Origin of the sequence: Neptuniibacter sp. CAU 1671 (assembly GCF_029222905.1) — a bacterium.
Lineage (GTDB): Bacteria > Pseudomonadota > Gammaproteobacteria > Pseudomonadales > Balneatricaceae > Neptuniibacter.
Genome location: NZ_JARHUE010000006.1, coordinates 57,148 through 79,054 on the forward strand (window position 1 = coordinate 57,148; position 21,907 = coordinate 79,054).

General features: G+C 51.5%; 17 protein-coding genes. 8 read left to right on the forward strand and 9 right to left on the reverse strand.

Annotation, left to right across the window (positions count from 1 at the left end):
* Positions 1-60 precede the first annotated feature (60 nt).
* From P2G53_RS11200 to P2G53_RS11210, 3 genes are all read right to left on the reverse strand, one after another.
* The gene (locus P2G53_RS11200) at positions 61-507 is read right to left on the reverse strand and encodes a hypothetical protein (protein WP_275817238.1); all 447 of its coding nucleotides are present in this window, start codon (positions 505-507) and stop codon (positions 61-63) included.
* 86 nt (positions 508-593) lie between these two features.
* Positions 594-2,903, reverse strand: coding sequence for a hypothetical protein (locus P2G53_RS11205; RefSeq protein WP_275817240.1), 2,310 nt, complete (start codon positions 2,901-2,903; stop codon positions 594-596).
* A 450-nt stretch (positions 2,904-3,353) separates the two neighbouring features.
* Positions 3,354-4,961, reverse strand: a complete 1,608-nt coding sequence (locus P2G53_RS11210; RefSeq protein ID WP_275817242.1) for a methyl-accepting chemotaxis protein — start codon at positions 4,959-4,961, stop codon at positions 3,354-3,356.
* A gap of 365 nt (positions 4,962-5,326) precedes the next feature.
* On the opposite strand from P2G53_RS11210, the gene P2G53_RS11215 reads away from it, so the two are divergent.
* The 4 genes from P2G53_RS11215 (at position 5,327) to P2G53_RS11230 (ending at position 9,144) form a co-directional block, all read left to right on the forward strand.
* Positions 5,327-6,313, forward strand: a complete 987-nt coding sequence (locus P2G53_RS11215; RefSeq protein ID WP_275817244.1) for a TRAP transporter substrate-binding protein — start codon at positions 5,327-5,329, stop codon at positions 6,311-6,313.
* A gap of 157 nt (positions 6,314-6,470) precedes the next feature.
* Positions 6,471-7,040, forward strand: a complete 570-nt coding sequence (locus tag P2G53_RS11220; RefSeq protein WP_275817246.1) for a TRAP transporter small permease — start codon at positions 6,471-6,473, stop codon at positions 7,038-7,040.
* A complete protein-coding gene (locus P2G53_RS11225; RefSeq protein WP_275817248.1) occupies positions 7,040-8,437 on the forward strand; it encodes a TRAP transporter large permease subunit in 1,398 nt (465 codons plus the stop codon). Before P2G53_RS11220 ends, P2G53_RS11225 begins: the two co-directional genes overlap by 1 nt.
* A 185-nt stretch (positions 8,438-8,622) precedes the next feature.
* Positions 8,623-9,144 (forward strand): hypothetical protein, encoded by a 522-nt coding sequence (locus P2G53_RS11230; protein WP_275817250.1) that lies wholly within the window; start codon positions 8,623-8,625, stop codon positions 9,142-9,144.
* Here P2G53_RS11230 and P2G53_RS11235 read toward each other — a convergent pair.
* Together P2G53_RS11235 and ilvA are read right to left on the reverse strand one after the other, a co-directional pair.
* Positions 9,141-10,265 (reverse strand): HD domain-containing phosphohydrolase, encoded by a 1,125-nt coding sequence (locus tag P2G53_RS11235; protein ID WP_275817252.1) that lies wholly within the window; start codon positions 10,263-10,265, stop codon positions 9,141-9,143. The two genes, P2G53_RS11230 and P2G53_RS11235, sit on opposite strands and share 4 nt — an antisense overlap.
* A 183-nt stretch (positions 10,266-10,448) precedes the next feature.
* Positions 10,449-11,966, reverse strand: coding sequence for a threonine ammonia-lyase, biosynthetic (gene ilvA / locus P2G53_RS11240; protein ID WP_275817254.1), 1,518 nt, complete (start codon positions 11,964-11,966; stop codon positions 10,449-10,451).
* Between the two features lie 193 nt (positions 11,967-12,159).
* Here ilvA and rpiA point away from each other — a divergent pair, with 193 nt between their 5' ends.
* Positions 12,160-12,831 carry a ribose-5-phosphate isomerase RpiA gene (rpiA, locus tag P2G53_RS11245; RefSeq protein ID WP_275817256.1) on the forward strand — a complete coding sequence of 224 codons (672 nt, stop codon included), beginning with the start codon at positions 12,160-12,162 and terminating at the stop codon, positions 12,829-12,831.
* Between the two features lie 462 nt (positions 12,832-13,293).
* Positions 13,294-15,999 (forward strand): DUF748 domain-containing protein, encoded by a 2,706-nt coding sequence (locus P2G53_RS11250; protein WP_275817258.1) that lies wholly within the window; start codon positions 13,294-13,296, stop codon positions 15,997-15,999.
* Here the strand turns inward: P2G53_RS11250 and P2G53_RS11255 are convergent.
* Both P2G53_RS11255 and P2G53_RS11260 read right to left on the reverse strand, forming a co-directional pair.
* Positions 15,996-18,458 carry an FtsX-like permease family protein gene (locus P2G53_RS11255; protein WP_275817260.1) on the reverse strand — a complete coding sequence of 821 codons (2,463 nt, stop codon included), beginning with the start codon at positions 18,456-18,458 and terminating at the stop codon, positions 15,996-15,998. The two genes, P2G53_RS11250 and P2G53_RS11255, sit on opposite strands and share 4 nt — an antisense overlap.
* On the reverse strand, positions 18,455-19,156 hold the full coding sequence (locus tag P2G53_RS11260) for an ATP-binding cassette domain-containing protein (RefSeq protein ID WP_275817262.1): 702 nt from the start codon (positions 19,154-19,156) through the stop codon (positions 18,455-18,457). Before P2G53_RS11260 ends, P2G53_RS11255 begins: the two co-directional genes overlap by 4 nt.
* On the opposite strand from P2G53_RS11260, the gene P2G53_RS11265 reads away from it, so the two are divergent.
* Positions 19,155-19,757: an arylesterase gene (locus P2G53_RS11265; protein ID WP_275817264.1), complete on the forward strand. Its 603-nt coding sequence runs from the start codon at positions 19,155-19,157 to the stop codon at positions 19,755-19,757. The two genes, P2G53_RS11260 and P2G53_RS11265, sit on opposite strands and share 2 nt — an antisense overlap.
* 48 nt (positions 19,758-19,805) lie before the next feature.
* Here the strand turns inward: P2G53_RS11265 and P2G53_RS11270 are convergent, their stop codons facing one another.
* On the reverse strand, positions 19,806-20,387 hold the full coding sequence (locus tag P2G53_RS11270) for a Fe-Mn family superoxide dismutase (protein WP_275817266.1): 582 nt from the start codon (positions 20,385-20,387) through the stop codon (positions 19,806-19,808).
* A gap of 263 nt (positions 20,388-20,650) precedes the next feature.
* Between P2G53_RS11270 and P2G53_RS11275 the strand changes: the two genes are divergently transcribed.
* A complete protein-coding gene (locus P2G53_RS11275; RefSeq protein WP_275817268.1) occupies positions 20,651-20,935 on the forward strand; it encodes a hypothetical protein in 285 nt (94 codons plus the stop codon).
* Here the strand turns inward: P2G53_RS11275 and cysQ are convergent.
* Positions 20,911-21,750 carry a 3'(2'),5'-bisphosphate nucleotidase CysQ gene (gene cysQ, locus P2G53_RS11280; protein WP_275817270.1) on the reverse strand — a complete coding sequence of 280 codons (840 nt, stop codon included), beginning with the start codon at positions 21,748-21,750 and terminating at the stop codon, positions 20,911-20,913. The genes P2G53_RS11275 and cysQ overlap by 25 nt on opposite strands.
* Positions 21,751-21,907 lie beyond the last annotated feature (157 nt).

The window sequence follows — 21,907 nt, forward strand, 5'->3', positions numbered from 1 at the left end:
TTTGTTAGATCTAGGTGTCCACTAAAGCGGAGGAACTACAAGTCGGACTGCCTCATCTTGTTAGATGCCATACTTCCTTCGCAGCAACTGGAGACTTTTAAAGCAAGCCTGCAATTCCGAAACGATAATTTCAAGATGCTCCAATGAAAATCGGGAACCAGGATATACTGCTGCGTATTTTTGTTTCATCCATGGCGCAATAAGAAACTCAACTCCTTCCTCAAGGTGAGGCAGGAAAGCCCATTGGCCATGCATGTACATGTTGCGCTCATGCCGTTTCTCGTGTGCGTCCGCACACCACTCATGTAAATCCCGCTTACTATCTACCGGAGACAGATCCATCAGGCACTCAAGTTTTCTTTCAAAACTCATTTTTTCGAGTTTTTTGTCTGATTCCTCTAGCCCGAGGGGAGATAGGTGTCGAATACATAGCCCTACATTTAGCTCGATAAAATTGAATGTATTTAAATAATCTGCAAGCAGATTATTAAACTTATTCTTTAGCATCTCTCTATCCGGCTCCACGCATCTAACCCCTTGCTCACCGGAAAATTGGGAGCGCAGCGAGTAATTTTTCCGAGTGCAGCAACTTGTTATGTCTCTTCAATCATTAGCGCGGGCCAAAATGCAGGATTTATCAGATACTCAGCATCCCCTTTCTTCTTAATTATCCCTGCCATTAATTGCATGCTGTAGTTGAAATCATAAATATATTTGGTTTCACCATTAATATTTAAGCCAAGAAAGCCGTACCACAGTAAAAGTTCAAATATATTTTCAAAGAATTGTCCATCAACACCAAATTCTTCTAAAACCGAAAATATCTCACCTTTTTTAACAGTCGACTTACTTCCAATAAATGCATAAAGAACATCATCAATATTATTCTCGACGTCATGTATTTCATATCCAATATCGGTCAAAAGATCTGTAGAGTACGCCGTTAAACCTTTTGCAATATCTTCTTCAAGAATGCGATCATGGTTAAGATTAATCGCAAAACTTTTGCACTGACTAATTAAATTTAAAAGAAATCTCGGTCTCATTAAAGATCTTTCAATAAGATATTGAGAACTTTCCTCTCCTGAGTAATGGCTAACACATATCTTTGGCCACAATGAATTAAATGAGTCATCTCCATTAATATTATTGGATACAATTCTTAAGCGTACTAGTTCTCTTAATAAGTCAGGGTCGGTCCAATCCAGAAGAACGCTGGCCTCTTTTCCTCGATCTGAGGTTTCTTTAACAAGTAATTCATAAACATCATTTCTTAGAAATAAAATCGTATTCACAACAACATTTGATTTTCCAAACTGACGTTCTATTTTTTTTGTTGCATCAATTAATGCTCTAATTATCAATAGGTCTTCATGTTCAAGTCCCGAGGTTGGCCAGCCTTTATCAATATTGTCAAAAAGAAGCCAACAGACCTCCTTTTGCCTCATGTATTCGATCACTTGCTTAGATAGATCTCTAACATCATGGCAATAGAGCATTTCTGTTAGACTAGATGCATTTAATCTAACATTGGTCTTATCTCCATGCCTTGATCTATACTCCGTTGATATTTTTTCCATTAGAGAACTCATCCTCTCGGAGAAGTCACCTTCCGTTTCATACCCATCAGCGTGATATAAATCAGCTAATGCGCGGTACGGTTCATATAGAGTGTGATCATGTTTGTGCTGCTCCCTGTCTTTTTCCAATATTTTGTAACATATCTCTAAAAGTAAAACATATTCCCAAAAGGCCATAATTGTGTGCTGGAATGTGCCTTCTTCAAGAAAAGACAAGATCAGTTCTTTAAACTTAATTAGTTTGTATCCATCAGGCTTAAGATCTAAAACAATATTTCCTTTCTTGTTTCTTTCTCTATCTCTTACTTGTAAAAATATTGCCGACTTACCCGAGCCTTTTCGTCCTACAACTATATTTGCTTCGCCTCTCAAGGACTTAAGAAACTGATCGGTTTTTAAATAGTAGCTTTCTAACGTGCGCATCTCGTTTTCTGCTGAGGTCGATCCCAAATCAATAGATTGAAGGAAGGTATCCTCATTAGATGTGACAATGCTTACATCTTGCTGAAATGCTTCAGCCACTTCGCCAGCGAAATTGGCTATATGCTCATTTATGTCATTCGGATGATATGACATACAAACAAAATCACGGTAATCCAGAGGTACTGGATAATCCTCATACTGAAGAATACAAAGTGCTTTAGACATACCGTCAGCTAAGCCTGCAATAAACGCTCCTCTCATATTGTGAACTTCAAAGCCGACCGCTGTGCTGGATAGTAGTGGAACAACTATGCCATGAGATTGAGCAACTTGATTGATAGCGTCATTTGCAGATAATCTGGGCTGTTCATTCGGGTCAAAAGACCGAAACAAATAGCGCGCCTTCTTAATCCGAGAGACTATACGTGTTGCCCAATCCGTCTTATGCATTCCTTCCAGTAGATATACTGGCGACTTAATATTAATTTTGCTGGGTATGCTAAGTGGGTCAGCCGGAACGGCTGTATTTAGAAAACCACTCAATTCTGAAGAGTTTTGATATTCCTTATATCCAAGCGTGTCAAAAATCCCTACCTCTCTTATTGAAGGACTTCCTTCTTGTATACTTCTGTTTTTTGTCAGAAGTACACGCTTTCCCTTACCTATCGCATAGCCTATCTCATAAGTGACATTAAAATTCAGCACCGAAATATCAGCCACAAGAAAACTGCAAGAATCTATACCTTCTAAGACTTTCTCCGAAATAAAGTGGCCTGGTATGTCAAGCGCTTTCCATGTACTTACTTCTGAATGAGAGCTACTAACAGCCTGCTCAATCGTTTGTCCAATTTCAGCGGGTGATGATGCGTACGCATAAAATCCTGATTCATTATTTCCCACAAACGATTTCCTTATAAATGTAATCTTCTCGAAGCATGACGGCCTAACATTTGAATACTACGCATGCGTGTTTTTCTGCAAGCGAAAAACAACGATCTGAGCGTAGTCTATTGATATCAAAAGCTTTATTGACAGCACTGCCATTTTCCTCCATTAAAAACGAGCATGCGCATATTGATGCTGGGCTGTGCGCAGTATCTACACAGCTATTTCCTTAAGTTTTGAATATGTAACGATTTTCTGAGCAGTGCAAGGGTAAATCTGCGCACGTCAGTGGGCAATTTGAGCATCAGAGCGAAGCGTTGGCTAATAGACTGTCTTCAAATCCGGTGGTGACTCCGGTTTTATCCACAGGGCATGGGTGTTAGCCCGTAGCTTTGTATGGGTTGGGGCTGTCAGCCGGGCACAAAAAAAAGCAGCCGTTGGCTGCTTTTTTAAACGTGATTATGTTTAGAGTTTGAACTTGCGCACCCGGCCTTCAAGCTGGCTGGCAAGGGTATTCAGCTCGTGGGCGACCTGATTCAGTTTGCCAGCCCGGGATGAGGTTTGCTGCGAGGCGTTGGCGATCTCCAGTACGCTGTGTTCCACGCTGGCTGCCATCTCGCTTTGTTCTTTCACCGATGCAGCCACGGTATGGTTCATATCGTTGATTGAGCGGACTTCGTTGGCAATTTTACCCAGTGCGCTGGCGGTGTTCTGGACTTTGCTTACGCCAACCTCGGCACTGCTGTGGGCTTCCTGCATCACACGCACGGCATCGCGGGCATCCTGTTGCAGTTCACTGATAATGCTGTTGATCTCTTCGGTAGAGTGGCGGGTTTTGCTGGCCAGCGAGCGCACTTCATCCGCCACCACCGCAAAACCACGGCCTTGTTCACCGGCGCGGGCGGCTTCGATGGCGGCGTTAAGGGCGAGCAGGTTGGTCTGTTCGGCGATTTTTTCAATCACTTCCAGGACGGTGCCGACCTGCTGGCTCTGGTTATCCAGTTTATTGATCACGCCCAGAGCGCTGTCGATGCGCTCTTTCAGGGACTCGATGGCATCCATCGCCTGCTGGGTGATGCGGGTGCCTTCTTCACTCTGTCGCAGTGCCTGATCAGAGGCGTTGGCGGTGTTTTCTGCGCTGGCAGAAACGCTGCGGGTGGCGGCTTCCATCTGCTCCATTGCTGTGGCAACAGAGCTGGTCTGCATCTGTTGTCCGCTGACCGCAACGTTGGCCATGTCAGCAATGCCATTTATCTCCTGGCTGGACTGACTGAGCTGATGCACGGTGCTGCTGACCTGACGCAGGTTGGCATGGAATTCGGCCAGCATCTCGTTGAGTGACGCTGACATGGCGCCGATTTCATCATCTGCCTGCACCGGAATACGCAGGGTCAGGTCATCGTTCTCGCGGATTTTGTTCAGGGTAGAGGCCATTCGTTTAACCGGACTGACCACCAGATGGCGCAGCAGGTAGCTCACCATCAGCAGGCCGCCAATAAACAGGGCCAGCTGAACAAAACCCACCTGCAGCAGGTTGCTGTGAATACGGCTGTCCAGGTTGGCAAAGGAGTAGGTGACACGCACGGCGCCGAGGATCGTGCCTTCAGGTACCTGGTGACACATCAGGCAGTTGGTGCCTTTGTAGTTACTTTCGGCTTTGAGTGGGGTCACGACGGTCAGGCGGTGGCCGTCAGCGTCATTTAACTCGGTGACGATGGATTCACCCTTCAAAGCACGCTGATCCAGCGCATCCAGTGCTTTTTCATCATCCAGGCCCGAACCAAATACCTTGCTGATCTCTTCTCCGCGAATAATACGGGCTTCCGTGATGTCTTCATTGGAGAGGATTTTATCTTGCAGGGTTTTACGGTTACTCATGGCACCGCTCAGCATCAGGATATTGATGCTGTCGAAATAGGAATCTGCGGTTTCCTGGGTGTTGCGGGTCGCAACTTCTAGCGCCAGTGTGGATTCGCTACGGTGAATGATCCACAGGGAGGTGAGCAAAATCAGTATAAATCCGGCAGCGAGCGAAACATTCACTTTGGTCTGAATGGACAAGCTGGTTTTCATATATGTTCTGCTCCTGGCAGCGGCGCTTAAAACAAACCGTAGGTTAATTTAGCAGTTGTCGGCGGATTGCGGAGTTTCTCAAGTGGTTGGCTCAGGTTCTTTAACCCAGATCAATTTTGGGTGAAGTTGACCCGTGGTTTTCTGGGTAATGGGTGGGTTTCCATCCATTTTAAGCGGAGGACTTAAGGAGGGTTGTTTTTGAAAAATTAAATAAGTATCTGTTATTTAAGGCGTTAAAAATATTTTCTGTTTGTTTTTTGGGTTTTGGCCTTTTCCTTGCTCATACATGGCATCACTCACAATAACGTGCCGACCTCTTCTCTAGGGCGGTGCGATAACAACAAAGAACGAACAGGAGATCACTTATGCGTTTACTCGCTGCTGCCGTCACTACTCTGGCATTGTCATTCGGGGCTCAGGCTGTCATGGCTGCTCCGATCGAAATCAAATTTTCTCACGTGGTTGCGGAAAACACCCCGAAAGGCCAGATGGCCCTTAAATTCCGCGATCTGGTTAAAGAGCGTCTGGGCGATGATAAAGTCGTTGTAGAAGTGTTCCCGAACTCACAGCTGTTTGGCGATAACAAGGTTCTGGAAGCCATGCTGCTGGGCGATGTGCAGATGGCTGCGCCAGCACTGTCCAAGTTCCAGAAATACACTGACCAGCTCCAGGTATTTGACCTGCCTTTCCTGTTCAAGGATATGGCGGCTGTAGAGCGTTTCCAGCAGGGCCCTGAAGGTCAGAAGCTGCTGGATTCACTGCGCAAAAAAGGTCTGGTGGGTCTGGGTTACCTGCACAACGGTATGAAACAACTGTCTGCTTCTGAGCCGATGCGTGTTCCTGCGGATGCGTCCGGTAAGAAATTCCGCATCATGACCTCTGACGTACTGCAGGCGCAGTTTGAAGCGGTGGATGCGGTGCCACTGAAAAAGCCATTCTCTGAAGTGTTCACCCTGCTGCAGACTAAAGCGATTGATGGTCAGGAAAACACCTGGTCCAACATCTACTCCAAGAAATTCTTTGAGGTACAGCCTTATATCACTGAATCCAACCACGGTGTGCTGGATTACCTGGTAGTGACCTCTACTGAATTCTGGATGTCGCTGGATGAGTCTGTGCAGACTGAACTGAAAAAAGCACTGGATGAAGCGATTGCTTACGGCAACGACATCGCCGGCAAAAAGACTGAAGAAGACAAGCAACTGATCATCGAATCCAAACGTTCTGAAGTTGTAACCCTGTCTGATGCTGAGCGTCAGCAGTGGGTTGAAGCGATGAAACCGGTTTGGAAACAGTTTGAAGATGCTATCGGCGCTGACCTGATCAAAGCGGCTGAAATGTCTAACCAGTAATCACTGCAGTGATGGGCAGGCAGTGCCTGCCCATTCTCAGTATTGACCGGAAAGCCGGGTGATTAGCCGACTTTCCAGTCAATGCTGCATCAGCTGACTGCTCGCTGGTTTGAACAGCAGATAACAATAAACGGTAGAGTCCCTCTGAGGTTTCCCCATGGTGAGAAATATCATTAACCAATTTGAAGAGAGCTTTCTCTCTTTGCTGTTGGTATCGATGACCCTTCTGGTATTTGCAGAAGTGGTCGCCCGTTTCGGCTTCAGTGCCGGTATTCACTGGGCACAGGAGGTCACCCTGATCCTGTCGGCCTGGTTTGTGCTCTTTGGCGCCTCTTATGGCGTTAAAGTCGGTGCGCATATTGGTGTGGATGTGTTTGTAAAAGCCCTGCCCAACAAGATGCATCGCATTGTCACTGTGATCGCCATTCTGCTGTGTCTGGCGTACTGCGGCATGTTCCTTTACGGCTCATGGATCTACCTCAGCAAGATGAAGATGATCGGTATTGAACTGGAAGATCTGCCGATTCCGAAATGGACTGTGATGAGCATTCTGGTGATCGGTTTTGTGCTGCTGATTATTCGTTTTCTGCAGTTGGGTTGGAAAGTGATTAAAGGTGAAGCCGATGGTTTCCATCTGGCCGATGAAGCGGAAGAGTCGATGGAGATTGCCAAAGAGCTGAAAGAAACAGCGCTGGCCGATGATGCTTCAACAGGGGGTAAAAAATAATGACCATTGCGATTCTGTTTATCACCCTGTTTGCCTGTATGTTTATGGGCATGCCGATCGCGATTGCGCTTGGCTTGTCCTCAATCACAACCATTCTGATGTTCTCCAACGACTCGCTGGCGTCGATTGCGTTGAAGCTGTTTGAGGCAACATCTGAACATTACACCCTGCTGGCGATTCCGTTTTTTATTCTGTCGTCGTCATTCCTGTCCACCGGTGGTGTGGCTCGCCGCCTGATCAACTTTGCGGTTGATACGGTGGGGCACATTCGTGGCGGTCTGGCGATGGCATCGGTTATGGCCTGTATGCTGTTTGCGGCTGTATCGGGTTCGTCTCCGGCCACAGTGGCCGCGATTGGTACCATTGTAATTGCGGGGATGGTGCGCTCCGGTTATCCCAAGGCGTTTGCTGCCGGGGTTATCGCTAATGCGGGTACGCTGGGTATTCTGATTCCTCCCTCCATCGTGATGCTGGTGTATGCCGCAGCGACCGAAGTGTCTGCTTCACGTATGTTTATGGCGGGTTTTATTCCCGGCATCATGATGGGTCTGATTCTGATGATCGCCATCTATATCGTGGCACGCATCAAAGGCCTGCCTTCGCAGCCGTTCCCGGGTTTTGGCAAACTGCTGCGCTCCGGTCTGGTGGCGCTGGGCGGTCTGATGCTGATCATCATCGTGCTCGGTTCTATTTACGGCGGTATTGCCTCACCGACCGAAGCGGCGGCGGTGGCTGCAGTGTATGGTTTCCTGATTGCGGTGATTGGCTACCGTGATATTGGCCCGCTGAAAAACAGTCCATGGATTAAGGCTGATGAGGGTGTTTCTGCTGCGGTTGTGCGCAATAGCTGGCAGATTGCTCTGGCATTTCCACGTTCTATCTTCGACAAAGAAGTGCGCAAAGTGGTGCTGGATGCCTCTAAGGTCTCCATGATGCTGCTGTTCATCATCGCCAATGCGATGCTGTTTGCTCACGTACTCACCACAGAACGTATTCCACACAACATTGCAGAAGCGATCATCGAGTGGGGCCTGCCTGCCTGGGGTTTCCTGATTGTGGTGAACATTCTGCTGCTGATTGCCGGTAACTTTATGGAGCCGTCAGCCATCCTGCTGATCATGGCGCCAATTCTGTTTCCGATTGCCATGAAACTGGGTATCGACCCAATTCACCTGGGCATCATCATGGTGGTGAACATGGAGATCGGTATGCTGACACCGCCGGTGGGGCTCAATCTCTTTGTGACGGCGGGGATTACCGGGGAGAACATGTTGTGGGTAATCAAGGCCTGTCTGCCGTGGCTGGGTCTGTTGCTTGGCTTCCTGATGCTGATTACTTACGTGCCGGAAATATCACTGTTCCTGCCGGAATATATAGATAAGTTAAAAGGTTACTGATGAGTTAAACGATCACAGACGATCCCGTGAACAGGAGCCCAGGGGCAGTGGGCGATGGGAAATGGCCGCTGCCCCGCATTCGTCGTGCTTTGACCACCGCTTGCGGTGGTTTTTTTTATCTTTTTTGTGGCAGGGAATGAGTGTGGCTATAATGTGCGCCCTGAAACATTCACAGGATATGAGTTGTGTTGGGTAACGTTGCTGCGCTCTGGGGTATTACCGGTATCTGTCTGATTCTGGGCAGCGCTATTTATCGTTTGAGCGGAATCGCTCTGGAAACATTCAGCGTGCCACTGGAGTGGTACCACTGGGCCGCCATTGTCGGCAGCATGATCTTTATGGGTTTTGCCGAAGGTTACCGTGGTTTTCAGCAGGCCTGGTCGCCACGTGTTGCGGCGCGGGTGCTGTTTTTATCCGGCAATGTCTCTCCCGTCCGGTTTTTTCTGGCCCCGTTGTTCTGTATGGGGTTCTTCGCCATCAAGCGTCGCCGCATGATTGTGACTTACTGCCTGACGGGCGGCATTATCTGCATGGTTCTGCTGGTGCATCAGTTGAATCAGCCCTGGCGGGGCATTATTGATCTGGGCGTGGTGACCGGTCTTATCTGGGGTTTAGCGTCCCTGCTGGTGTTTGTATTTCAGGCGTTTTTTGGCGAAGGGTTTTCGCATTCACCTGAAATGCCGGAGACACTGGCTAACTCGCATTAAGCTGACTGAGCCAGTGGCGGGTCCTGATATTTTTCAGCGATATGTGCCACTTCTTCATGCTGCTCTTCCAAAACGCGGATACAGGCGCGGTCGATTTTGCCTTTATCTGCCATCGCATGCAGTTCTGCCAGCGCGTCTTCGACAGGCCACGCAGGCTTGTATGGGCGTTCACTGATCAGTGCATCAAAGATATCCGCAACGGTGACAATGCGGGCTTCGTAGGGCACCTCTTCACCTTTCAGACCTTTTGGATAACCGCTGCCATCCATAAACTCGTGGTGAGAGCCGACAATATTCAGCATCAGTGACGAGTCGGGTAGTTCCTGCAGGCTGAATTTGCCGACGATCTTGTTCACGATATCCAGCCCTTTCTGCACATGCTGTTGCATGATGGCCCGTTCCTCTGGCGTCAGCGGGCCGGGTTTTAACAGAATGCTGTCGGGAATGCCGATTTTGCCAATGTCGTGTAGCGGCGCAAACAGCTGTATATGTTCAACCGCTTCGTCAGTCAGTCCCCACTGGTCCGCCAGGTGTCGTGCAATCGGGTGGGCGTAGCGCGCCATACGCTCCAGATGGGCGCCGGTTTCAAAATCCCGCAGATGGCTGAAGTCCCGCGCCAGATTAACGCTGGAGAGAATCGCATTGACCACACTGAGTTCAGCACTGAGGGTCATATTGACCAGATTGCAGTACAGCAACAGGTCACGTTGAACCTTGTCGGAAAATACAGCGGGTTGTTTTGAATTAAAAAACAGGAAACCGATAAATTTGCCGTTGTGAAACTGGGGTACTGTCAGTGATGAACGGTAGCCCTGTGACAATACCCAGGCACTGTGGGTTTTATCCGGTGTCAGGCATTCATCAAGGTGATGGAGTACCCGAATCTCAGCCGTTTCCGCCAGGCGTTTCAGGCAGGGGCTCAGCGACAAACGGCTTTCGTACCCTTTGATGGCATGCCCCTCAAGGGTGCTGTTGATAAACGTCTTGAGCATATCTTCCTGTTCATCAAACAGGGTCAGGGCGATGCGGTCCACTGCAGGCACTGAGTCCAGAATACGTTGATGCAGCACGGCAAGCCGTTCGGTCAGGGTGGTGCCGGTTTCAAATAACTGTTGCTGCATAAAACACCTGATTACCAGTGGCCGGGGGTACAGGTCAGCTTAGTCAATAGAAGGGGATTTAAACATTGATCGGTGTCATAAAATACCAACCCATTGGTCGTCTAAATTTAAACGGAAGTTTGCCCGATGGGTTTGAGCAGGCAGCCTGAGCCGAATCACCGGCCCAGGCAGATATGGGACAGATTAACCGAGGAAAAGTCGGTAGGCGCTATTGTCGGTTTCGTTCCAGTAGTTGTAGCCGATCTCATCGAGGAACTGTACCACCAGTGGGTAGTCCTCTTTTTCCACCTGCATGCCCACTAAAACCCGGCCATAGGCAGCGCCATGGTTGCGGTAGTGGAACATGGAGATGTTCCAGCGGCTGCCCAGTTGGCTGAGGAAATTCATCAGCGCACCGGGGCGCTCAGGAAACTCGAACCGGTAAACCACTTCATTATTTACCGCCGCCGGAGCATGGCCACCGACCATGTAGCGGACATGCAGTTTGGCGGTTTCGTTATCGGTCAGATCAACTACCTCATAACCCTTGTCGGTCAGGGTGGTCACCAGCTCGTCACGGTCGGTTCCACCGGGCTTGATCTGGATGCCGGCAAATACAATCGCGCTCTGATTATCACTGAAGCGGTAATTGAACTCGGTAATGTTGCGACGGCCCAGTGCCGAGCAGAACTTTTTAAAGCTGCCCGGTTTTTCCGGGATACGTGCGGCGATGATCGCTTCGCGTTTTTCGCCCAGCTCAGAACGCTCGGCAATGTGGCGCAGCCGATCAAAATTGACGTTGGCGCCGGAGTCGATGGCGATCAGCGTCTGATCCTGTAACTTTTCGCGCTCGATATATTTTTTCAGGCCCGCGACACCCAGCGCACCGGCCGGTTCGCAGATCGAGCGGGTGTCATCGTAAATATCTTTGATGGCGGCACAGATCTCATCAATGCTGACGGTAATAACCTCGTCCACATATTTTTGTGCCAGCTCAAAAGTGTTTTCGCCAATCTGAGCCACGGCAACGCCGTCGGCGAAGATGCCAACCTGTGGCAGTACCACCCGTTCACCGGCATCCATCGCGGCTTTCAGGCAGGCGGATTCCTCGGATTCAACACCGATCACTTTGATATCGGGACGCAGGTATTTTACGTAGGTGGCGATACCGGCAATCAGACCGCCGCCGCCCACGGGCACGAAGATGGCATGGATCGGGCCGGACTCCTGGCGCAGCAACTCCATGGCAATGGTGCCCTGGCCTGCGATCACATCCGGATCATCAAACGGGTGCACGTAGGTCATCCCTTTTTCCTCTACCAACTGCTTGGCAAAGGTGGCAGCCTCGTCGTAGGCATCGCCATGCAGGACCACTTTCCCACCCAGACGACGAACGTTATTCACTTTGACGTCCGGGGTGGTTTTTGGCATCACGATGGTGGCTTTAACACCCAGCTTGCGGGCTGACATGGCCAGTCCCTGAGCATGATTTCCGGCAGATGCCGCGACCACACCGCAGGCCTTTTCGGCTTCAGTGAGCTGCGCCATCTTGTTATAGGCGCCACGCAGCTTGAAAGAAAACACCGGTTGTTTGTCTTCCCGCTTCAGCAAAATTCGGTTCTGCAGCCGTTCAGACAGCCCGCGGGCTTCGTCCAGCGGTGTTTCCACGGCTACATCGTAGACGCGGGCTTCCAGAATTTTTTTGATATAGCGGTGCGGCATACAAAATCTGCTGTGTTATAGATGTTCCTGCAAGCCGGTAAGGCGTTAGGAATCACCGGGTTTTACCCATGATTAAAGGCGGAAATGGTAAAGCTTATGTGTGTTTGCGTCTACAAGCGGGCAGGGCAGATGCGTATAATTACGTTTTGCGCTGCCACTGCAGCCCGTTAATCACAACCACAGTGAGATCAGCATGACTCAGGATGAAATGAAACAGGCAGTGGCGCAGGCCGCGGTGGACTACATCAAACCCCGGCTGGGGCGGGACAGCATTGTGGGCGTAGGCACTGGCTCAACGGCGAACTGCTTTATTGATGCCCTGGCAGAGATCAAGCACCTGTTTGATGGTGCGGTGGCCAGCTCGGAAGCCACGGCTGAACGCCTGAAAGGACATGGTATTCAGGTATATGACCTGAACAGCGTGAATGAGCTGGATGTGTATGTAGATGGTGCGGATGAGTTTGATCCGTACTTGAATCTGGTTAAGGGTGGCGGTGGTGCCCTGACCCGGGAAAAAATCGTCGCTGCAGTTGCCAAAGAGTTTGTTTGTATCGTGGACAGCACCAAGCAGGTTGATCTGCTGGGCGCGTTTCCACTGCCGGTGGAAGTGATCCCGATGGCGCGCTCTCAGGTGGCCAGAGCACTGGTGAAAATGGACGGCATGCCGGTCTGGCGTGAAGGTTTTACCACTGACAACGGCAACTGCATTCTGGATGTGTATGACCTCGAAATACTTGATCCCAAAAGGCTGGAAGCTGAACTGAACAATATTGTGGGTGTGGTTACCAACGGCCTGTTTGCTCAGCGTGGTGCAGATATTGTACTGATGGGTACCCCGGAGGGGGTGGTGACACTGACGAAGTGATCACTCACAGTCGCTGTAACGTAAAAGGCCCCGTCAGTGAACGGGGCCTTTTCGTATCAGCCGGAACTGATATCGGATTTGGCTATCAGAAGCTCAAACGGCTGATGGCAATGCTGGCTGGCATGGTAATCCAGGCGATCGCGATCAGGTTGATAATAATCCAGCTAAAGCCCGCAGGGTCGCGGTAGTTTTCATCATGTGCCATGAGAGTCACCCTAGAGTAAGTAAGTTAAAACGTACCGACTTGTCAGCGTGTTGCTCTTAGAGGCAACATCGGCCAAGACAAGACATGCATAGAACAAAATTTGGGCGATTTTATCAGCGCTCTGATCGGCTGTATAGTCGACTGCAGAAGGAGATCCCATTGCCTTTTGTGGGTAAAGGCTAAACTCAATACACGGCCTGTTGTTCGGTTAGGGCGTGTCAGAAAAATAAAAACTTGTGATTGCGAAAGGATACGGAATGTTGCGTTGGTTGATTGCTGTTGTGCTGGTTGTTCTGCTGATGGTGCACAATCTGCCCTATTTGTTACGGGATCAGGCGGTTATCTGGTTACGTAGCCATGGTGCTGAGGATGCCCGGCTTAGCGCAGTAGAGATCAACTGGTTTAAAGGTGAGTTCAGACTGCAGGGGCTTAAAGCTACCGCCGCAGAACGACCACCGATGCAGATTGACCAGCTTGAATTGGGTATAGATTACGCGGCGCTGTCAGACAAACGCCTGTTGCTGAAACTGATTGACCTGTCCGGGGTGCAGATGGGGGTGAGACAAACCGCGGATGCTTTATGGCTGGGTCCTATTAACCTGCTGGCGTTACAGAGTCAGGAAGCTGAACCCGAAGCGGCTGAGCCTGACGCACCCAGTGAGTGGAGTGTCGGTTTTAGTAAAATCGAGCTGAGTAACATTGATTGGCAGGCAGAGCTGCCAAATCAGACCCACCGCCTGACCCTTAACCAAGCGTCCGTTCAGGATCTGCTGTTGTGGGCGCCTGAGCAGGCCACCCAACTTAAACTTGAGGGGGCTCTGAACGGTGCGCCGATCAATCTTCAGTCAGAAGCACTGCCTCTGCCAGAGCAAAAAAGTACGCGGCTGAAAATAAAGTTGCAGGACTTCCCGGTGCACAGCCTGACCGCGCCCTGGGTGCCGGGATTGCGCGCCCGAGTCGATCTGGATCTGGCGATTGATGCCAGCAGCAACCTTGCACAACAGTCTTTCACCGTGCAACAGCAGGGCTCCATCCGGATCAGAAATCTGTCCTTTTCACAGGAAAGTCTGGCGCTGTCTCAGCAGGCACTGGACTGGAGTGGTAACGCTTCGGTCGTCTGGCAGGAGGGCGCACTGCAACAACTGGCCACAGACAGTCAGGTAAGCCTTGAAGGCAGTGAATTAAGTCAGGGTGATGAGTCTTTCGCGCTGGGTTCCGGGCGTTTTAATGCTGTTGTGAATGGCACATTATCTGATCTGAAAGCCAGCCTGACTGATCTGCAGGTGAGTCAGTTGGACGCCCGTTTGCCGGGGCAGCAGTACCAGCTGCAGCAGGGCGAACTCAGTGCTGATCTGCAGTTGCAGGATGGCCTGCCGAGGCTGATTCAGCTGGCTTCCCTGAACCTGACCCAACTGGCACTGGCGATCGGTAATTCCGACCCTTATCGGATTGGTGTTGCGCAGCTAACAACTCAGGGTGAGATGACGGCTGATCCGGAAAATCGCTGGCAGGCGGTTATCCCTGTTTTGTCTGTGCAAAACACCCAGCTCAGTCGGTCCGGGACGGCGCTGGTATTACTTGCCGGGCTTGACGGGCAGAACATCGATGTTGCCAATAACGCAGAGCAGGTCAGTGTTGCTGGCGTGCGGTTTAACCAGCTACAGGTGCAGGGGCAAGACCAGACCCTGAGTCAGTGGCAGCAGATTGAGCTGGATGCTCTGAAGCTGCAGCAGATGCAGAGCCTGCAGATTAACCAGATGACCCTGAGTGGTGGTCGCAACCGTCTGCTGTTGTCAGAACAGCGTCAGCCGGTTGAATTTAACTGGTTGATTGAGCGTTTGCAGCCTGAGCAAAGCACAACATCTGCGACAGTTTCTACACCGCAATCGGATGCAGAACCTTTTAAAGTGAAGATCAACCGGGTCATTGTTAAAGGGGATAACCGCATCGCCTTTGTTGATCAGGGGGTGAAGCCGGTACTTAACACAGAACTGGAGCTGAAGAAGCTGCAACTGGATGCGCTCGACACCGGCTCTGATCAGCCCACCCGATTTGAACTGCAAAGCCAGCTCGGAAAATTCACCCAGTTGAACGCACAGGGGCAGATGGAGCTTTTCTCCGGTAATTATGGTGGTGACTGGACTGTGGACCTTAAAGCGCTGGACCTGCCGATGGTCAGCCCCTATTTCAGCCAATTTACCGGTTATCTACTGCGCAACGGTCAGCTGAATATCAGCAGCCGAGGCAGCGTGAAAAAGCGCAAACTGGACGGCAAAACCGATATCTTCCTGAACCGTATCGAAGTGCAGCGGGATAAAAGTGACCGCAGTGATGCGTTTAACGAAAAAGTGACCATGCCGCTGGAAACAGCGCTGATGGTGCTGAAGGACAAAGACGAAAATATTGAACTGGATCTGGAGCTGAACGGCTCGCTGGATGACCCGCAGTTTGGTTATCAGGCCATCATTAACAAACTGGCAGGCAAGGGTCTGAAAAATGCCGCATTTGGTTATCTGACTAAATCCCTGCAGCCCTTTGGGGCGCTGATTACAGTGGCGCAAATGGCGATGGATGCGGCGGAAAAAGGCAGCTTTATCCAGTTGCAGCCGGTGCTGTTTGAACCACTTTCCGCCGAACTGAGTGGTGATGGCAAAACTTACATGAACAAACTGGCGGCGATGCTGCAGGAACGTCCAGCCATGCGGCTGAATATCTGCGGTCAGGTGGTTGCAGCCGATGCCGAACCGATGCTTAAACAGCTGACCGATGCTAATCGTAAAGCCACGCCTGAAGAGCTAAAGGCACTGCTGCAAACTGAACTGCAGGCGCTGGCTGCGGCAAGAGGCGATCAGATCAAAACGGCATTGTCGCAGCAAAACGTCAGTGTAGAGCGCCTCTTTACCTGTTATCCGCAGGTGGATCCGGCGGCTACCGGTGAGCCGCGTACCCTGTTAGGTCTTTAAAGCTGCTGGCGTAACAGCCGGTAACTGGCGGACAGACTTTTCGAACGGTGACTGATCAAGCCCATCGTTACAAACAGCACAAGACTGCCCAGTGGCAATGCCCACCAGAGGGTGGGGTGCAGCACCGGCTCCAGTTGCAACAGGCGCTGATGTACCGGCCACAGACTCAGTTCGGTAATCGCCACCGCCAGCAGGCCAGTGCAGCCACCGGTCAGCGCCAGTTCCAAAAGGTCCAATTGGCGACAACGCGTCCCACTGGCACCCAGTGTTCGTAGCAGGGCATTCTCTTTCTGACGTTGCTCCAGCTCCTGATGCAGGGTGGTGTAGACCAGCAGCAGGGCTGCCAGAGCCGCCAGTAACAACAGCAGGGTTGAGAGCTGCGCCAGTTGTCCCAGCAGGGTTTGCAGCTGATTCAGTAGCTGTCGCACGTCGATCAGCGTCAGGGTCGGGTGATTTTGCAGCAGATTGCGGTTGATCTCCCCAGCCCGGTCCCCCAGATGAAAGCTGGTGATAAAACTGGCGGGCAGTTCATTCAGTTGCGCCGGTGTGAAGATATAAAAGAAGTTGGGCTGGAAGGAGTCCCAGCGCAAAGTCCGCAAACTGTTGATGGGCACTTCAACGCGGGTGCCGCCGATATCAAACCCAAGTAGATCGCCAACTTTCAGCCCCAGCTCATCAGCCAGTTTCTCTTCCACCGATACGCCGGGTTGGTCCGGTTGCCAGTTGCCCTGTGTCAGGCTGTTATGCGCCGGTATTGAGTCTGCCCAAGTGAGGTTGAGTTCGCGGTTGAGGGAGCCGTGGCTTAGTTGTTCGGCGTTCAGTGTATCCGCCAGCGGTGCCTGATTGAGTGCGGTTAGGCGGCCGCGGTAGATCGGCCACAGCTGCGTCCCAATGTCAGCCTGTTGCAGGATGTTGATGACATCATCGGTTTCCCAGGGTTGCACGTTAATCAGGAAGTGATCGGGTGTGTTGGCAGGCAGTTCTGCCCGCCAGCGCTGCATCAGGTCGGTCAGTGCGAGGTAATTGATACTCAGCAGGCTTAACAGCAGGCAGGTGACCGGTATCTGTAAACGATACCAGCGCTGTTGCTGCTGGATGCGGCTTTGCAACAGGCTGCCAAGGTGCAGTCGGTTCTGCAACAGGTGGCCAAACAATACCATCAGACGGGCACCCAGCCAGGCAATCAGCAGTGCGCTCAGCAACAAAATACCCATCAGCAGCAGGCTCAAAACCAGACTGTTAAGATAGAAAAAGCCACTCAGCAAGATAAACAGACCCAGCACCAGATAGCTGATGCGAACCGGATAGCCGCTGCTTTGCAGCTGTTCATGAAACAGATCGGCAGGAGCGGTGCGGCATAACTGCTTCAGAGCTGGCAGAGACAGGGCCACCACTAACATGCCGCCCATTGCCGGGCCCAGCAGATAAAACAGCGGTCGGGTAGGTGGGATCGGTTGTGGCAGCATGTCTGCCAGCAACAGAAACAGACCCTGTTGCGCAAACAGGGCGAGCAGGGTACCCACCAGTGCAGCGATAAACCAGTAGCCCAAAAGCTGCAGCAGATACACCCCGGCAAGCTGAGCGCGGTTCAGGCCGAGCGTCCGCAGCAGCGCCGCCCGCCGATTTTGCAGTCGGGTAAAACGGCGCAGGCTGAGAAAAATAGTCAGACCCGAAATCAGCAGGGTGAGAAACGCCACCAGTTTCAAAAACGCCGAGGCCCGGCTCAGGGCGCTGCCGCGCCGGTCCTCCTCCTCATCAATCGCAATCAGTCGTTCGCTGGTTTCAAGACCGTCTTTGAATTGTTGTTGCAGGGTACTGATGGCCTCCGGCTCACCGGCAAATAACAGGCGGTATTGGGCGCGAGAGCCGGGCAATAGAAGTCCGGTAGAGGCCAGGTCATCTGCCCGAATGATTGCCTGAGGATTAAAGCTGACAAAACCCCGGCCACGGTCGGGTGAGCTGATCAGCGTATGGCTGATGATAAAGTCCCGCTCGCCCAAAGTAAGACTGTCTCCCAATGCCAGGCCCAGCCGTTCCAGAATGGCTGATTCGACCCAGATATGGCCGGTTGCAGGTAACGCTGATGTGGAGGAAGGTTGCAGGTGTATTTCGCCACGCAACGGATAACCCGATTGCGCGGCACGCAGGGAGATCAGTAAAAACTGTTGCTCTGTGCTGGCCATGGTCGCCAGTTGAGTGACGCCGCTGTGCCGGATGCCCAGCTTTTCTGCCGCTTCTGTCCGTTGCGGATGCAGCGGGCGGGTGCTTTGCAGGATAAGATCTGCGCCCAGCAGCTCTGCGCCTTTACGGCTGAGACTGTGATCCAGTCGGTCGCCCATCACCGCCATCAGGCTGGTGGTAAAGATGGCCAGAATCAGCGCCAGAAACAGTGCCCGGCATTCGGGCAGGGTAAATCCCGCCAGGGTTTGCCTGATTGCCAGTGCGCCGAGGGCTCTCATACTGTGTGTTCCTGCAACTGACCGTTATCGAGATGGAACACCCGTTGGCAACGCTGAGCCAGTGCCGGATCGTGGGTGATCAGAATCAGCGTAGTGCCCTCTGAGGCGTTCATCTGCAGCAGTTGTTCAATGATCTGCTCGCCGGTGTGCTGATCCAGGTTGCCGGTGGGTTCATCGGCAAACAGCAGTGTAGGCTGGGTGGCAAAAGCACGGGCAATTGCGACACGTTGTTGTTCACCGCCGGAAAGCTGAGCAGGTTTGTGGTGTAGCCTGTGGCTCAGGCCGACCTGTTCAAGCCGGGCGGTGGCAATGGTTTTAGCTTGTTTGTTGCCCAGTATCTGCAGGGGCAGCATGACATTGCCCAGCGCATCAAGCTCAGGCAGCAGGTGAAAAGACTGAAACACAAAGCTGATCGAGGCTGCTCGGAAGGCGGACTGCTGTTTGTCACTTAGTTCAGTCAGGGTTCGACCGCACAGTGCAATACTGCCTGCGGAAGGTTCATCCAGCCCGGCCAGCAGGCTCAGCAGGGAAGACTTCCCTGCACCCGAGGGGCCGGTAATGGCAACGGTTTCACCCGGTTTGATCTGCAGGTTGATCTTGCTGAACAGGTGGATGGGACCCGCTTGAGTCGCAAACTGTTTTGCGACATCCTGAGCGTTAATGACAAATTGAGTTTCGACTGGATTGGAGAGATCCATGCTACGTCCGTTGTTGTTTCTGATCGTTTTAGCTCTGACTGGCCCGGTGTCTGCCGGTTCCCTGATCGTGCTGGGTGACAGCCTGTCTGCGGCCTATAAGATGGCGCCGGAGCAGGGCTGGGTCGCGCTGCTTGAAAAGCGGTTACAACAGGAAGGGTATGACGTGTCTGTGACTAACGCCAGTGTCAGCGGTGATACCACGCAGAATGGCATTGCCCGGCTGAAGCCTTTGCTGGCGCAGAATACGCCGGATATCGTCGTGATTGAACTGGGGGGTAATGATGGCCTGCGCGGTATGCCGCCATTGTTAATTCGGCGCAACCTGCAAAAACTGATTGATATGGCAGAGGATGCGGGTGCGCAGGTGCTGCTGTTGGGTATCCAGATCCCCACCAACTACGGCCCGGCTTACACCCGGCAGTTTACGTCCATCTACCCGGATCTGGCTGAAGACAATGATATCCCGCTGGTACCCTTTTTTTTGCAGGGGGTGGCGCTGAAACCGGAGCTGATGCAACAGGATGGGATCCATCCGAATGCTGACGCACAGCCTTATCTGGTGGATGCGGTGTGGCCTCATCTGACCCCGCTGCTGGATTGAAGACACAAAAAAAGCCGCTTGATAGCGGCTTTTCTGATACAGATTCGATTACGCCAGGTTAGCGTTAGCGAAGTCCCAGTTTACCAGTGCCCAGAAGGCTTTCAGATAGTCAGGACGCACGTTACGGTAATCGATGTAGTAAGCGTGTTCCCACAGGTCACAGGTCAGCAGCGCAGTCTGGCCAGCAGTCATTGGGGTGCCAGCATTGCTGGTGTTAACGATTTCCAGAGAACCGTCAGCGTTTTTAACCAACCAGGTCCAGCTAGAGCCGAAGTTGTTCACGGCTTTGTCGTTGAACTCTTCCTGGAACGCGGCAAAAGAACCCCACTTGGCGTTGATGGCATCAGCTACGGCGCCAGTTGGCTCACCACCACCGTTTGGTGACAGGCAGTTCCAGTAGAAGGTGTGGTTCCAGATCTGAGCAGCGTTGTTGAAAACACCGCCCGCAGGCGCGGAAGTGATGATCTCTTCCAGAGATTTACCTTCATATTCGGTGCCAGGCACCAGACCGTTCAGCTTAACAACGTATGTGTTGTGGTGTTTGCCGTGGTGGTAATCCAGTGTTTCAGAAGAGATGTGTGGTTCCAGTGCGTCCTTGGCATAGGGCAGCGGTGGCAGTTCAAAGCTCATAGTCTCACCTTAGAATAAGTCGAATACGGAAAGATCGGATTATCAAATACCGTTATGGGGCCCGGTTCCATGACATTCAAGAGCAGTTACCGGACTTCTTGTAGGTGCAGAAATAATAGCACCCTGTCTGGGGCTTTTCATGCCACAAAAAGTGTGTGTTTTGCGTCGCAAAAACAGGTTGAGACTAAAGTTTGCTGCATCCAGGCATCAATAACCCATAGAATGCCGGGTCTGAATAGGAAACTGTCAAAGAGAAAATTGATATGTATAAAGTATTTATCTGGATTGCCATCGTTGCCCTGGGGGTACTGGTGATCAAAACACAGTTTCTGACCTCCAGTACCTTCACGCCCTTCAAACAGGGCTGTATGCAGATTGAGGGTTCCACTGAAGCACGTTGTGACTGTCTCTCCCGTTATGTGCATAAACACTTCAGTGACAATGATGTGAAGCTGATCATGGCGGATCAGGTTAAAGAACCTGCCTTTAAAGCCAAGGTAAATGAAGTGATTTCCCTGGGCTTTCAGAGCTGCGCGGCGGAAGAGTGACCGGGTTGTTGCAGCAGTTCGACCGGAAACAAGGGGTCGGCTGCTGCAAAAAAGGCCGGATTCACCAATGACTCCCTCTCGTTATACCGCAATGGTTGCAGCGTCTCTGCGTTGACTAACCGTCCGCCGGCGGCTTCCAACAATGCCTGCCCTGCGGCTGTATCCCATTCGCTGGTCGGAAACAGGCGTGGATAAAAATCTGCGTACCCCTCCGCCAGCAGGCAAAATTTAAGAGCACTGCCGGCGTGCAATGAATCGATATGTCTGAACTGATTCTGGACCTGTTTCAACAGGGCGGCATTAGCCTGCTGCCCATGGCGTCGGCTTTCCGCCACAATCAGGGTCTCACTCAGGATACGACTGCGGATATGGGTTGCTTCTTTGCCGGGTTCACGCTTGAAGGCCCCTAGCTGACGACTGCCCCAGTAAGCGGTTCCGCTGAGCGGGATATAGATCATACCCAGTACCGGTTCATGGTTTTCAATCAGGGCAATGTTGATGGTGAATTCACCGTTACGGTGAATAAATTCCTTGGTGCCATCCAGTGGATCAATACACCAGAACAGCGGCCACTGCTGACGTGTATCCAAAGAGATGTCAGCGGCTTCTTCACTCAGCTGAGGCAACTCGGGCGTCAGTTTCAATAAACCTTCGTGGATGATTTCATGGGCTCTGAGGTCTGCCGCCGTGACAGGCGAGTGGTCTGATTTTGTCTGAATTTTGAAGTCAGGCGAGCGATACACATCGAGAATGGCATTGGCTGCCTGATGGCAGATTGCAAGCAATGGTTCAATTAATCCGGCATGGTCAAGCATGGGGCACCTCGCACAACATCCGCATGGCTCCGCTATCGAAAACGCACAGGGACAAACCTAGGACCTGTGTGCATAAGCATAGTTTCCCGGGGCGATTTTTGTGGCGCAGACAAGGGTATTTTTCTTTTCATAGCGCCGGGCGAGGGTATACTGAATT

Coding starts and splice junctions, on each gene's coding strand:
- P2G53_RS11200 (WP_275817238.1), bottom strand. CDS start 507: ATGCTAAAGAATAAGTTTAATAATCTGCTTGCAGATTATTTAAATACA.
- P2G53_RS11210 (WP_275817242.1), bottom strand. CDS start 4,961: ATGAAAACCAGCTTGTCCATTCAGACCAAAGTGAATGTTTCGCTCGCT.
- P2G53_RS11215 (WP_275817244.1), top strand. CDS start 5,327: ATGCGTTTACTCGCTGCTGCCGTCACTACTCTGGCATTGTCATTCGGG.
- P2G53_RS11220 (WP_275817246.1), top strand. CDS start 6,471: ATGGTGAGAAATATCATTAACCAATTTGAAGAGAGCTTTCTCTCTTTG.
- P2G53_RS11225 (WP_275817248.1), top strand. CDS start 7,040: ATGACCATTGCGATTCTGTTTATCACCCTGTTTGCCTGTATGTTTATG.
- P2G53_RS11235 (WP_275817252.1), bottom strand. CDS start 10,265: ATGCAGCAACAGTTATTTGAAACCGGCACCACCCTGACCGAACGGCTT.
- ilvA (WP_275817254.1), bottom strand. CDS start 11,966: ATGCCGCACCGCTATATCAAAAAAATTCTGGAAGCCCGCGTCTACGAT.
- rpiA (WP_275817256.1), top strand. CDS start 12,160: ATGACTCAGGATGAAATGAAACAGGCAGTGGCGCAGGCCGCGGTGGAC.
- P2G53_RS11250 (WP_275817258.1), top strand. CDS start 13,294: ATGTTGCGTTGGTTGATTGCTGTTGTGCTGGTTGTTCTGCTGATGGTG.
- P2G53_RS11255 (WP_275817260.1), bottom strand. CDS start 18,458: ATGAGAGCCCTCGGCGCACTGGCAATCAGGCAAACCCTGGCGGGATTT.
- P2G53_RS11265 (WP_275817264.1), top strand. CDS start 19,155: ATGCTACGTCCGTTGTTGTTTCTGATCGTTTTAGCTCTGACTGGCCCG.
- P2G53_RS11260 (WP_275817262.1), bottom strand. CDS start 19,156: ATGGATCTCTCCAATCCAGTCGAAACTCAATTTGTCATTAACGCTCAG.
- P2G53_RS11270 (WP_275817266.1), bottom strand. CDS start 20,387: ATGAGCTTTGAACTGCCACCGCTGCCCTATGCCAAGGACGCACTGGAA.
- P2G53_RS11275 (WP_275817268.1), top strand. CDS start 20,651: ATGTATAAAGTATTTATCTGGATTGCCATCGTTGCCCTGGGGGTACTG.
- cysQ (WP_275817270.1), bottom strand. CDS start 21,750: ATGCTTGACCATGCCGGATTAATTGAACCATTGCTTGCAATCTGCCAT.